Origin of the sequence: Siminovitchia jepli, from assembly GCF_047228825.1 — a bacterium.
In the GTDB taxonomy this organism is placed as follows: Bacteria; Bacillota; Bacilli; order Bacillales; family Bacillaceae_C; genus Siminovitchia.
Window position 1 is genome coordinate 24,632 of sequence record NZ_JBFEGN010000037.1, and the last position, 13,058, is coordinate 37,689.

Sequence of the window (13,058 nt, forward strand, 5' to 3'; positions counted from 1 at the left end):
TAGGACAGAACACTTGAAGTACGGATTTAATCATGAAAATTTTCTTTGTTTTGGGGAGTATGGCGCGTTGTTGGCAAATCGACAGGATCATCTCTTATAGGCAATGCTTTTTTAGAATCGGCAATTTTTGATAGAATGGAAATATCTTGATGGGTCTCTATGCCGTTTGGAGGAATGCATATGTCCAAAATAATTTTTACAAAGGGAAAGATATACACTCTTGATCAAAATCACCCGGTTGTTGAAGCGGTCGTCGTTGAAAATGGAAAAATCGTTGACCTTGGTGCGCATGAGGATATGGTTTTGCAGTGGGGAAGACATGATGCCAAAATGGTTGACCTGCAAGGGAAGATGGTAACGCCGGGCCTGATTGACAGTCATCTGCATCTGTCAGGCGTCGCTTTTCAGTTTTTGGATTTGAACTTAACAGGGGTCAGCTCAAAAAGAGAGATGCTTGAAAAAATCAGGGAAAGGGCAAGTGCGACTCCACCTGAAAAATGGCTGTCAGGACTGGGATTTGATGAAAACCTCTTTGATGACGGCGGAATACCGACTATTCAAGAGCTGGATGAAGCGGCGCCGCACTGTCCGATTTTTATCAAAAGAATTTGCCACCACGCTTTCCTTGTGAACAGCAAAGCGCTCGAAATGGCCAATTATCATCCTTCAATGCAGGTTCCGGCAGGTGGAAGCATCGTCTTGGACCCGGATACGAAGAAGCCGACGGGACTTCTGCTCGAGTCGGCTTCCACGTTGATCACAGACCGCATGCCGGAGAAGACATACGACGAATTGAAGCAAGGACTGGGATTGGCGATGGAACATGCAATGAAGCGGGGACTGACAAGTGTCCATACGAATGACCCCCGCTATTTGGGCGGATTTGAGCAAACGTACAAAATGTTTGATAAATTGCTTCATCAGGAACGAAAAGGGCTGCGCTGCAATCTTTTGATCGATTATCCTTTCCTTGAGCGCCTAAAGGAAAGGGGAATGTACGCGGGCTATGGGAATGACACGCTGAAGATCGGAGCAATCAAAATATTTGCAGACGGTGCGTTTGGAGGAAGGACTGCCCTTCTTTCGGAGCCTTATCATGATGCTTCGGGTGAATATGGTGAGGCGATGCATGATCAGGAAACACTATTCCAAATGGTTAAAGCTGCCAGGGACCATTCGATGCCGGTCGCGGTTCATACAATCGGCGATCAGGCGGTGGAAAACGTGCTGAATGTACTTGATCAATTTCCAAGTGTGAAGCATCGCGACCGCATCATTCATGTGTCGCTGCTGAGGGAAGATTTAATCCGGCGTCTCGCCCAACCGACTCTTGTGGCAGATATCCAGCCGAGATTTGTAGTCGGGGACTTTCCTTGGGTAGAGGACAGGCTTGGTAAGGAAAGAATACAATACTTATATGCTTGGAAATCCCTGTTATCTGCCGGAGTGCTGTGTGCAGGCGGGTCCGATGCGCCAGTAGAACCTATAGATCCGCTTTTGGGCATTCATGCAGCCATCACACGGAGGCATCCCGGGGAAACCCACAATGGATGGAATGAAAAAGAAAAACTGTCCATAAAAGAAGCTTTGGAGATATTTACAATTGGCGGAGCATTTGCGACGAATGAAGAAAACATAAAAGGAACCCTTTCAAGAGGAAAATTGGCGGATATGACGGTCTATTCAAATGATCTGTTCACGATGCATCATCCGGATGAATTATTACATACCTACGTTGACATGACCATCATCGGTGGGGATATTGTTCATCAAAAATAAAAAGCGGTGGTTCCGGCATGGGAGGTACCGTCTCGTTTATTGACCGTATTTGGATTGAGTCGGCTGCTGCATTCACCTGTAAAAACTTTTTCCATCTGTATAGATTCATATCTGGCCTACAGATATTTCAAATGAGATACACTGGAAAAGATTGGGGAAAATTGATTGGATGATCGACTTTGATTTGTTGGTTAATCCAAAACGATATGAAGAATGCCGGGAAAAGAGACATGGGTATTTCTTTTGAAAAATTGCCAGTAAAATATAGAATATGAAGGCCAGGCAGCGTTTTCATATAAAAACCTTCCTGGCTTCATTCCGTAGGCAGGACAGGAAATCGTAATCGTAAAAAAGGTAATTGAATTCAGGTAAGAAAGGTTCGGAGGGATGATATTAATCATCTGGATAAGTTTTTCGTTTGAATCTTCCTCATAGGGTGAGGCCTTATGCGATGTAAAACAACTTCGAAAGAAAAAAATGAAACTTTTTCTCTCCCCACCCAGTATATATGATTAGAAAATAAATGAAGGAGTGGCTTAATGGGTATTTTAGCAAGGTTTAAAGATATTATGTCGAGCAATATAAACGCATTATTGGACAAGGCGGAAAATCCGGAGAAAATGATTGACCAGTATATGAGAAATCTGAACAGCGATTTGGGCAAAGTGAAGGCGGAAACCGCTTCGGTCATGGCAGAGGAGCAGCGGTCAAAACGGGCGCTTAATGAATGTTCGGCAGAGATTGAAAAGATGCAGAGCTATGCAGTCAAAGCCTTGGAAGCAGGGAATGAAGATGATGCACGGAAGTTTTTGGAGAAGAAGTCTTCGTTGTCTGAAAAAGAGGCGGAGTTGCAGCAGGCGTACAGTCTAGCGGCTTCCAATGCGGTCCGGATGAGGGAAATGCATGACAAGCTCGTTTCTGATATCGGCGAGCTGGAAGCTCGGAGAACGATGATCAAAAGCAAAATGGCCGTAGCAAAAACGCAGGAAAGGCTGAATAAAATCGGTTCCTCGGTATCCGGCGCCAACCGGTCCATGTCTGCATTCAACCGCATGGAAGAAAAGGTCGAAAGAGCTCTCGATGAAGCCAATGCGATGTCGGAATTAAATGCAGCTCCAATAGATGACATAAACGATTTGACATCGAAATATGATAATACACCGGATGTGGAGGACGAATTGGCTGCTTTGAAGGAGCAAATCAAGAATAAAGAATAATTTTCGGCTTCAGGTAATGAAACAAAAAATAGACTTGAGCTGTAGCCCGAGCTACAGCTCTCTTCGGGTAAAGGACTTGCGCCTGAGGATGAAAAAGGGGGGATACCATTGGTCATCCATTATAAATGTCCGAACTGCGGGGATGATATGGGCTTTGACAGTGAATCCGGAATGCTGACCTGTCAAAGCTGCGGAAGGCAGGATCATATCGAAGAGTTTGCCGAAGATTTGAATTCGGCTGTTCTAACGGATGATGAGGCGAAGGAATATCACTGTGAGAACTGCGGTGCCATGCTGATCACAGAGGCGGAGACTGCAGCGACGACATGCAGCTTTTGCGGGGCTGGCGTAGTTTTGCAGGAACGTCTTTCCGGTGCTTTGGCTCCGGCAAAGGTGATTCCTTTTACCATCAGCAAGGAAGAAGCGATGCAGGCTTTTAAAAAATGGTGCAAAAATGGCCGCCTGACTCCAAAAGGATTCATGACAGCCGACCGGATCAAAGGCATCACCGGGATGTATGTCCCTTTTTGGCTGTATGATTTAAACACAAAGGCAAAGGTTAAAGCGGTCGGAACGAAGGTGAGGACATACACAAGAGGAGATTATGAATACACGGAAACGAAATATTATGATGTATACCGGGATATCGACCTTTCCTATGTTAAGGTCCCTGTTGATGCTTCTGAAAAAATGGACGACAAAATCATGGATAAATTGGAGCCTTATCCCTATGATCAATTAAAGGATTTTAAAACTCCCTATTTGGCGGGATATATTGCGGAGAAATATAACTACGATGATAAAGAACTGTATCCCCGGGTCGAATCCAAAATCCGGAAGTTCATAGATACATATATCAGTTCCACGATTTCAGGGTATTCCTCAGTCACATATAATCATAAGCATATCAACACGAAGAAAGTCCGCAGTTATTATGTCCTTCTCCCTGTCTGGATGGTTTACTATGATTATAATAAAAAGGAACATACATTTGCGATGAACGGACAGACCGGAAAAGTGGTCGGAAAGCCGCCGATCAGTTTTCAGAAGGTGGCTGCCTGGTTCGGGGGCATTGCGGGCACTTCATTCATTGCTTTGAAGCTGGTCGCCTTGGCTATGGGAGGTGGCCTGTGGTGAGAAGCTGCTTTTTCAGAAAAACGTTGATCCTGATGGTTTTCTTTCTGCTCTTGCCTTTTGCCTTTGCAGCGGCGGATTCTCCTTCCAAACAAAGAATCTATGATGATGCCGGTCTTTTAAGCAAAAGTGAAGTGAAAGAGCTGGAAGCTTTGGCGGAAAAACATGGCGCGAAAAGGGATACCGATTTTATCATACTGACGACCAATAATGAAGAAAACAAAGACGTTGAGGACTTTATGCAGGATTTTTACGATCAGCAGAAGCCCGGTTATGATAAACCGAACGGGAATACGGCCATATTGGCGCTTGATATGAAAAAAGGGGATGTGTATGTCGCCGGTTTTTATAAGGCGAAAAAGTATTTGGATAATCACCGGGCAGCCCTTGTCCGTGAAAAAGTTACACCGGATCTATCAAATGAAAATTATTATGAAGCTTTTCAGTCTTTCATCAAGACTTCGTCCAAGTATATGGGAATCAGGCCGGGAGTGGACCCGGACAATATATTATTCAATATATGGTTCCAAATCATTGCGTCGCTGGCAATAGCCGGGGCAGTTGTTGGCATCATGGCCTTCAATACAGGCGGAAGAGTGACGGTAAACGCTGCAACGTATCAGGATAACGAGAATACGAGAGTGAATCATAGAAGGGACCAGTATATTCGCACATCCACGTCAAAACGCAGGAAGCCGTCCAATAAAAGCAGCGGCGGCGGCTTCAGCGGCGGTGGCGGAGGGGGAGTCACAAGAGGCGGACATTCCCACAGCGGCAGCAGAGGAAAATTCTAGGTTCGAAAGGAATGAATGAGAAATGGGTTTTTTTAGCAGTCAATTTGCCAACGTCGTTGAGTGGGAAGAATTCAGAGATGACATGATTTTTTGGAAATGGAACAACCGCGAAATCAAAAAAGGGAGCCGGCTGATCATCCAGCCGGGTCAGGACGCCATTTTTATCAACAACGGAAAAATCGAAGGGATTTTCCAGGATGAAGGAGACTACAACATCGAGTCCCAGATCATCCCGTTCTTATCTACATTAAAAGGATTCAAGTTCGGCTTCAACAGCGGAATGCGGGTGGAAGTGCTGTTCGTCAATACGAAGGAATTTACAGTCAAGTGGGGTACGAAAAATGCGATCCATATCCCTTCACCACAGCTTCCGGGCGGCATCCCGATCCGTGCCAACGGGACTTTCAATTTTAAAGTGAATGATTATATTGCTTTGATTGATAAGATTGCCGGAATTAAAGACAGCTATTTTGTGGAAGATGTTAAAATCCGTATCACATCTATTCTTGATCAGTTGCTGATGAAGTGGATTTCCAAAGAAGGCAAAGACATGTTCAATCTGCGGGCGAATGCTTTTGAAATTGCCCAGGGAATCCGTGAAGACCTCGATATGCAGGTGATTGACATCGGAATGTCCATTACAGGCTTCAACATCATGAGCTTTAATTATCCGAAAGAAATCGAGGACATGATCACCAAAACCGCATCGCATGGCATGATCGGCGACGTTCAAAGGTATCAGCAAGTATCCATGACGGACGGCATTGCTTCCGGAAAGGTAAAGGGCGGTGGAACAGCTGCTGATATGGCCGGCATGATGATGGGAATGGGCATGGCCGGCCAAATGATGAAAAATATGAATCAGTCACAGGAACAGGCTTCTCAGCAGCAGGCGCCGAATCAGGGAAATCCAGCACAGGGAGCCCCGGACCAGCCCGAACAGCCGTCATCCGGCGGAGGAAAAATCCCCAATTTCTGTCCGAATTGCGGGGAGAAGACGAGCGGCGGGAAATTCTGCTCGAATTGTGGTCAAAAATTGGTATGATCATTGCAAAAGGCTCCTTCGCGGGATTAAGCGAAGGAGCCTTTGAATTTATGCAGGGACAATCGGGTTTCTGACGATTTTTACTTCGTAGAAAGAGATTTTATTATCAATGATGTAATCAGGTCTGCCGCCCGGATCACGGGAATGCGCTTCACGGAAAGCATCGCTTTTTGTCCAGGCTGTAAAAGCGTCTTTTGATTCCCAGCGGGTACTGATGGTTACTTCATCATACTCCTTTGTGTTTTCGGTAAAAAGGACTTCCAGCCCTAAAAAACCTTCCATATATTCTATTTTGCCTACCTTGTTGAACCTGTCGATCAAGCGCTGCCCTTCCCCCTTTTTAATGTGATTTGTATTTGTTACAATAACCATTTTAATTCCTCCTTAAATTTTTTATTTTAGGTATGATAATTGGAAAATCTCCATCAAACTGTACATCAGCATCTAAGCCATAGATATCTTTCAGAAATTGGGAATCCAATACGGATTCTGGACTCCCCATGGCTTGAATCTGTCCATTTTTAACCGCTATTAAATGATGGCTGTAGGCTGCCGCTTGCTGAAGATCATGAAGGACCATCACAATCGTCATATAGGACTCTTCATTGATTTGCTTCAGTATTTCCATCAATTCAAATTGATGGGCGATATCCAAAAAGGTGGTCGGTTCATCCAAAATTAAAATATCTGTTGATTGTGCCAATGCCATTGCGATCCGGGCTCTTTGCCGTTCTCCCCCTGAAAGGGTATGGACCAGGCGATCTTCATATTTCTTCGTCCCCGTCATTTCCAGTGCCTTGTTAATGATTTCTTCATCATTTTGGGTTAACCGCTGCTCAAAAAGCTTTTTATACGGGGATCTACCATAAGCTACTAACTCCTTGACGGTTAAATCTGGAAGTCCTTCTTTGGACTGTGGAAGCATGGAAACCGTCTGGGAAAATTGTTTCAAAGAATACTGATTCGCCTGCTTGTCATAAATATAAATCTGTCCGGAAGTTTGTTTTGTTAATCGTGTGATCAGCTTTAATATCGTAGACTTTCCTGAGCCATTTGGTCCCACGATTGAGGTGATCTTTCCGGTTGGAATGGAACAGGAAATATTCTTCAGATGAAAGTGCCCAACATCCAATTCCATTTCTTTTGTTTGAATAGCTGTCATTATCCGATTCTCCGTTTCCTTAATAAAAATAGAAAGAACGGCGCTCCCAATGAAGCGAGCAGTATTCCGACCGGAAGTTCAGTCGGATCAAACCACGAGCGCGCGGCAGTATCGGCAAAAACGACAAGTGACGCTCCCCAGAAAATAGATAGTGGCAGTAAAAAGCGGTAGTCATCACCGATGATGATGCGGACGATATGTGGAATGACGAGTCCGACAAAACCGACCAACCCGGCCACACTAACTCCGATGCCTGCCAAATAGGAAGCTAATACAATCAGTAGAAATCGCTGAATTTCCACCCTTTGTCCGAGCAGCTGTGCTGTGTCATCCCCTAAAAGCAGCAGGTTGGCCGGCTTGATGGCCAAGAAGCACAATAATATTCCCGCGGCTGCATAGGGGAACATAAATTCAAAGTGATGCCAGCCTTTGCCGCTCAAATCACCGGCAAGCCATGGCAAAACAGCTTGAACGCGGTCGCTGTATACAAGCATGACTCCGCTGGTGATTGCACCAAGTAAAGCATTGACCGCGACACCGGCCAAAATGATTTTGACAGGTGATGTACCCCGATCCCATGCCAAAAAATAGATCACCATAGAGGTAATGAACGCTCCGAGAAATGCTGTCAATGGCAATAAATACGTCAATTGCGGAAGGACAATCATGGTGATGACTGCTGCCAGTCCTCCGCCTGCGGACACTCCGATGATTCCCGGATCTGCAAGTGGGTTCTTCATAACGCCTTGCAGCAAGCCTCCCGATGCTGCTAAACATCCTCCTACGAAGATACCTATCAGTACCCTTGGAAGCCTGACATCCATAAGGATCTTCTCATGAATGTGTTCTCCGTTCCCTGTAATCACTCTCCACATCTCCGACATGCTGATTTGAACAGATCCATCAGTTAATCCGTACAAACAAGCAAGAAAAATCAGGACAGGCGTGGTAATGATTGCATATTTTTTTCTTCGCTGTCTTTTATGTAAGGACATGTTCATTATTTCATCTCTTTAAAAATCTTTTGAAGAAACGCAAGTGACTCTTTTACCCGTGTTCCCGGGTTCGTACCGAAAAGGTCGGACGGCAAAATGACAAAACGGTCATTTTTCACGGCATCCAGGTCTTTCCAGCCTGCATTTTTTTTCATTTCATTCATAAAGCTGTCCTTTACTTCTTCAGGATTGCCGTGACTCATGAGTAAAATGATTTCCGGGTTAGACTCTATGATTCTCTCAGTATTTAACTGGGCATATTGAGGATAGCTGTCCAATCCGGGGTAATCGCTGGCTATATTTTCTCCCCCTGCCATTTCCAGCAGGTTTCCGCTTAATGAATTGGGCAATGCAGCCATGTTTGTGCCAGGTGCACCGTAAACTAGCAACACTCTCGGTTTCCTTTCAGACTGTCCTGATTGGATTTCCTCAACTTTACGATCAATATCAGCGATGATTTCCTTAGATTTGTCTTCTTTTCCAAGCACCTCGCCTAATAAACCTACTTGCTTTTTAATATCATCCACAGAATTTGCTCCAGTTAAGATGACCTTTGCCCCGGTTCCTTCGATGGCAGGGACATCCTTCAAGTTCATTGGATGTCCTCCGAGTACCACATCAGGCTGAAGGGCGGTGATCTTTTCAATATCGACAGAGTGGGTGGAGCCGACCTCCTCGGCATGTTCCGCCTCTTTTACAGCGATCGGTCCTTTTGAATTCGGTCTGCCGACGACCTCACCTCCGAGTGCATAAACAATATCCACATCACCGTTGGATAAGGCAACAATTCTCTCAGGAACGTGATCAAAAGTGACGGTACGGTCTGCAAAATCCGTAACTGAAACAGCGGCGTCTCCTGACGTCCCGCTATCTTCGTTGTTTTGGCTTTGGGCACAGCCCATCAGTACAAAGGGCAGAATGATAGTGTTTAAAAGCATTTTTCTTCTCATGCTTCAATCCTCCGTAAAAATCCAAGTGAGAATGAATATCAATTGTCATCTATCATAATGAAAATGATTCTCATTGTCAATAAGGGAATTGCAAAAAAAATAAGATTCTAAAAAGTGGGATGAATAAGCAGATGAAAAGTTTGTCACTCTTTAGTCATGCTTTTTTAACAAAGGTTTAAAAATGTGATTGACATTTTTCTAAAATTGGGTATGATAGATTCGAAGTGAGAATGATTATCAATATCGTGATGATATCATGGAGGTGTTTTCCAGAAAAGATTAGAACCGCAGTGATTTCTGGTAAAAGGGGCAGGGAGGTTATTTTTTTAGTTTTAACTGATAATGATTTTCAATTTCAGTGTACGCGGGATTGTGAATTTTATTCATAAAAATGAAAATTCGGGGATCGCAGCGCCCCCGGACATAATGGAACTGTACCTTTGTCACTCATTTTAAAATATCAGTAAAGACATGAAGAGCAAGTACTTCTTTTTTTACCCTTAATTGATAATGAATATCAATATCAAATATAGTTTTCGGGGGAGTGAGTGGGAAATAAGTGAGAAATCATCTTAGGTATATTGCCATTACATTTGCAATTGTTGTCTTATTAGGAACCGTTTTTTTGCGGCCAGAAAGCAGTTTTGCAGCAAACAACCTAGATTCACTTGAAGATGGGGTTTATTCACTTGATTATGTCATTTTACATGCAGAAACAGAATCCGTTTCCATCGCCAATGACTATTTTGAAAAACCAGCATTTTTAATTGTAAAAGGTGATGAGCATTACATACGTTTCGAGCTGAATCATAGTGAATGGACGAAGGAATTGCAATCTCCTCTAGGAGATTCATTTGTTGATGTTCATGTAATCAGCGAAGATAAAGAAGAAAACACGAGAGTCGTACAGTTTAAAGTAGATCGAGATTTGCAAGAACCGGTTGAGTTTAAGATGCATGTTCTTATTGAGTCAATGGATCCTGTGTATGATCATCGCTATACTGTACGATTTAGTTTTGATTTGGAAAGTTTGAAAGAGTTAGAGGAAAAAGAGATCGAAAAATTAGAAATAAAAGAAACTGATTTTGTCGATCAGGAAAAGAAGGCTGAAGCCGCAGAAGCTAAGGAAAAAACGAAAACTAATAGCGAAGCGAAATCCGACAGTGAAACAAAATATAATAGTGGATTAATTACTGTAACGATTACTGTGGTTGTTTTATTGGCTCTTATGATCCTAATCATTTGGCGAAATAAAAATAAGAAAGATAAGGAGATTGTAAAATGAAGAAATTCAAAAAACTAGTCATCCCTCTATTATTGGCTTTATTCGCCCTTACATTCAACATCAATAATGCAGCGGCGGCAACTTATGCTGATGGAGAGTACACTTTACCATTTACCGTTTTGAAAGGTGATAGCGACGAAAGGTCAATGACGAATGACTACTTATCTTCCCCTGGAAAGTTAATTGTAAAAGACGGTAAAAACTTTGTTCAATTGACTCTGAAAAATAGCTCTTGGTGGAAAGAGTTTAAAGTGGGATCACAAGATGTCACAGTCATTAGTGAGGGAAATGACACAAGAGTAGTTCAATTTGAAGTTCAAGATTTAGATACGATTGTAGGTGCGAAAATTCATGTCATCGTACCAAATATTGATTATGACAATAAATATGATATTCGTTTTAAGTTTGATACTTCTAGTATATCCGGATCAGGAAGCAGTGAAACAACCAATAAGGGTGAACAAAACCAAGGCAATGCTAATGAACAAAATCAAAATAATGAACAAAGCACTGATAACTCAACAGCTGGAAGCAAAAAAATTGAAAAAAACCCACCAACAGGTGACGAAGCACCTATTTTATTGCTTACGGTAGTACTACTTGCTTCAGGTTTTGTCGTTTTCCGTAAAGTACGCTTTAGATAACGATCAGTAACATGTGAAAGGGGTGCATACAATGAATAGAATTCTTTCGATGATGTTAATTTTTGCATTAACATTCTTATCGCTATTTCCTTCGGTTCCTGCTGTTTTTGCAGAAGCGAAAGAAGATGATGTATATGCTGATGGGGAATATAATTTACCATTTGAAGTATGGAAAGATAATGCAGATAGTACATCTGTAGCAGATGGATATTTTGAAAAGCCAGCTAAACTGACTGTTGAAAATGGAGAATATACTGTCCAGGCCACGTTAAAGAACAGTTCCTGGTGGCAGTATTTCAAGGTACAATCAGGTAATGATTTTGTTGATGTGACCACAGTTAGTGAAGAGAATGATACAAGAGTTGTTAAATTTAAGGTGGATGATCTTAATCAAGTCTTAAATGCCAAAGTACATATTATCGTGACAGGAATTCCTGGTCTTAATTACGATAATAAGTATGACATTCGTTTTAAGTTTGATCCGAGTGGGATCCCATTAGCTTCTCAACCAGGTGAAAATGAGAATGGTGAGGAAGGGGAAAATCCGAATAATGGCCAAACACCCGAGGAAGGCTCAGAATCTGAAGGTGGACAGCAAGAAAACGGCGGAGATGAACAAGGTCCAGGAAAAGAAGATGGCTCTGCCGAGGAAAATGGTGGAGATGATCAAGAACCAGGAAAAGAAGATGGCTCTACTGAAGAAAACGGCGGGGATGAACAAGATCCAGGAAAAGGTGATGGCTCTACAGAGGAAAATGGTGGAGATGAGCAGGACCCAGGAAAAGGTGATGAATCTTCTGAAGAAAATGAGGATGGAGAAAAAGCGGATCCAGAAACCATTACGCTGGAAGATGGAAATTACACGATTGACCTTGAGGCCTTGCATGCTAAAGAGGATAAACCATCCGGTATGGCAAGATATATTGATAAGACGGCTTCACTAGCCGTAAAAGGTGGCAAAACACTTCTTACCCTTACATTAACTGATCATAAGACAGTCACCGGTTTTCAAGTCGAAGGAAAGCAGCCAGTAAAAGAAGAAGCAGATGAAACGAAAAATACGAGAACAGTTACGTATGAACTGGATCAGCTAACAACGATGATGGACGCGCGGGTACAGTATACAGTAGGTGCTCATAACGGTGACCAACCGCTTCGTCTTCAATTTAACAAGGACAGCATCACAAAAGCAGATGAAGAAAAGGAAGACGGAGATACCGATCATCCGAAATATGCAGATGGAGTTTATACACTACCATTTGTAGTATGGAAAGCGATCGGGGATGAGCAATCTGTAGCGGATGATTATTTCGAAAAGCCGGCTAAACTGACCATTGAAAATGGAAAGTATACTGTCCAAGCCGAATTAAAGAACAGTTCCTGGTGGCAGTATTTTAAAGTTCAATCTGGCAACGAATTTATAGATGTTACTGAAGTGAGTAAGTTTGAAAATCATTAGTTGTAGGAGTTCGCCTTGGAGTTCCTAAAAAAGACAACACTAAATAAAGGTACCGAAAATTGTAAAAAAAATTTAAGCTATCTTAAAACCGTGACTTTTTGCAAATTGTATGGCCTCCTCAATAGATAGCTCCTTATCTGGAGGAATATAGTTAGTCACATGATATAGATCCGGATTATAAGGCTCTTTATTTAAAAGGACATGATAAATTGCTACTAACAAACGGTGGGCAATAGCAATAATTGCTTTTTTATGCCCTCTGCGTTTCTTTAATTGAAGATATTTATTTCGGATTTCCGGATGTGTTTCTGAACGAACAACCGCATTGGCTACTTGCACCAAAAGTGGTTTAAGGTAGCGACCACCCTTAGAAATCTTGGTGGAGTGTTTCTTTCCAGCACTTTCATTATTTGCTGGCACTACACCTGCCCAGGAACAAAGATGACCTGATGTAGGAAACTTTGTCATATCAACGCCAATTTCTGAAATTAGTCGGATGGATGTTAATTCCTTTTTAAATCCGGGAACCGTCTGAATCAATTTGATTTGGGATTGATATTCTTGCGCCAGTTCTTTAATAAGCTGTTCTAGATC

General features: G+C 42.7%; 13 protein-coding genes. 8 read left to right on the plus strand and 5 right to left on the minus strand.

Going from position 1 to position 13,058, the window contains the following annotated elements:
* Positions 1-180: 180 nt before the first annotated feature.
* From AB1L08_RS12915 to AB1L08_RS12935, 5 genes are all read left to right on the plus strand, one after another.
* Positions 181-1,779, plus strand: a complete 1,599-nt coding sequence (locus tag AB1L08_RS12915; protein ID WP_413065074.1) for an amidohydrolase — start codon at positions 181-183, stop codon at positions 1,777-1,779.
* A gap of 539 nt (positions 1,780-2,318) precedes the next feature.
* Positions 2,319-2,996: a PspA/IM30 family protein gene (locus tag AB1L08_RS12920; RefSeq protein ID WP_413065075.1), complete on the plus strand. Its 678-nt coding sequence runs from the start codon at positions 2,319-2,321 to the stop codon at positions 2,994-2,996.
* A 108-nt stretch (positions 2,997-3,104) separates the two neighbouring features.
* Complete coding sequence (locus tag AB1L08_RS12925) at positions 3,105-4,133, plus strand: TFIIB-type zinc ribbon-containing protein (protein ID WP_413065076.1); 1,029 nt, start codon at positions 3,105-3,107, stop codon at positions 4,131-4,133.
* Positions 4,130-4,924, plus strand: a complete 795-nt coding sequence (locus tag AB1L08_RS12930; protein ID WP_413065077.1) for a TPM domain-containing protein — start codon at positions 4,130-4,132, stop codon at positions 4,922-4,924. Before AB1L08_RS12925 ends, AB1L08_RS12930 begins: the two co-directional genes overlap by 4 nt.
* A 22-nt stretch (positions 4,925-4,946) precedes the next feature.
* Positions 4,947-5,969 (plus strand): SPFH domain-containing protein, encoded by a 1,023-nt coding sequence (locus AB1L08_RS12935; RefSeq protein ID WP_413065078.1) that lies wholly within the window; start codon positions 4,947-4,949, stop codon positions 5,967-5,969.
* A gap of 48 nt (positions 5,970-6,017) precedes the next feature.
* Here the strand turns inward: AB1L08_RS12935 and isdG are convergent, their stop codons facing one another.
* From isdG to AB1L08_RS12955, 4 genes are read right to left on the minus strand one after another with little or no spacing between them, the layout of a single operon-like run.
* Positions 6,018-6,341, minus strand: a complete 324-nt coding sequence (isdG, locus tag AB1L08_RS12940; RefSeq protein WP_413065079.1) for a heme oxygenase — start codon at positions 6,339-6,341, stop codon at positions 6,018-6,020.
* A 1-nt stretch (position 6,342) separates the two neighbouring features.
* Positions 6,343-7,131: an ABC transporter ATP-binding protein gene (locus tag AB1L08_RS12945; RefSeq protein ID WP_413065080.1), complete on the minus strand. Its 789-nt coding sequence runs from the start codon at positions 7,129-7,131 to the stop codon at positions 6,343-6,345.
* Positions 7,131-8,132 carry a FecCD family ABC transporter permease gene (locus tag AB1L08_RS12950; protein WP_413065081.1) on the minus strand — a complete coding sequence of 334 codons (1,002 nt, stop codon included), beginning with the start codon at positions 8,130-8,132 and terminating at the stop codon, positions 7,131-7,133. The genes AB1L08_RS12945 and AB1L08_RS12950 overlap by 1 nt, the downstream gene beginning before the upstream one ends.
* Entirely contained in the window at positions 8,132-9,076 is a 945-nt protein-coding gene (locus AB1L08_RS12955) for an ABC transporter substrate-binding protein (protein ID WP_413065082.1), read from the minus strand. The genes AB1L08_RS12950 and AB1L08_RS12955 overlap by 1 nt, the downstream gene beginning before the upstream one ends.
* Before the next feature lie 559 nt (positions 9,077-9,635).
* Here AB1L08_RS12955 and AB1L08_RS12960 point away from each other — a divergent pair.
* The 3 genes from AB1L08_RS12960 to AB1L08_RS12970 are packed head-to-tail and all read left to right on the plus strand — an operon-like array spanning position 9,636 to position 12,464.
* Positions 9,636-10,361: an NEAT domain-containing protein gene (locus tag AB1L08_RS12960; protein ID WP_413065083.1), complete on the plus strand. Its 726-nt coding sequence runs from the start codon at positions 9,636-9,638 to the stop codon at positions 10,359-10,361.
* Positions 10,358-11,005 carry a heme uptake protein IsdC gene (gene isdC / locus AB1L08_RS12965; RefSeq protein ID WP_413065084.1) on the plus strand — a complete coding sequence of 216 codons (648 nt, stop codon included), beginning with the start codon at positions 10,358-10,360 and terminating at the stop codon, positions 11,003-11,005. Before AB1L08_RS12960 ends, isdC begins: the two co-directional genes overlap by 4 nt.
* A 31-nt stretch (positions 11,006-11,036) precedes the next feature.
* Complete coding sequence (locus AB1L08_RS12970) at positions 11,037-12,464, plus strand: NEAT domain-containing protein (RefSeq protein ID WP_413065085.1); 1,428 nt, start codon at positions 11,037-11,039, stop codon at positions 12,462-12,464.
* 72 nt (positions 12,465-12,536) lie between these two features.
* Here AB1L08_RS12970 and AB1L08_RS12975 read toward each other — a convergent pair.
* The coding region (locus AB1L08_RS12975; RefSeq protein ID WP_413065086.1) for a transposase at positions 12,537-13,058 on the minus strand (522 nt) is incomplete at its 5' end.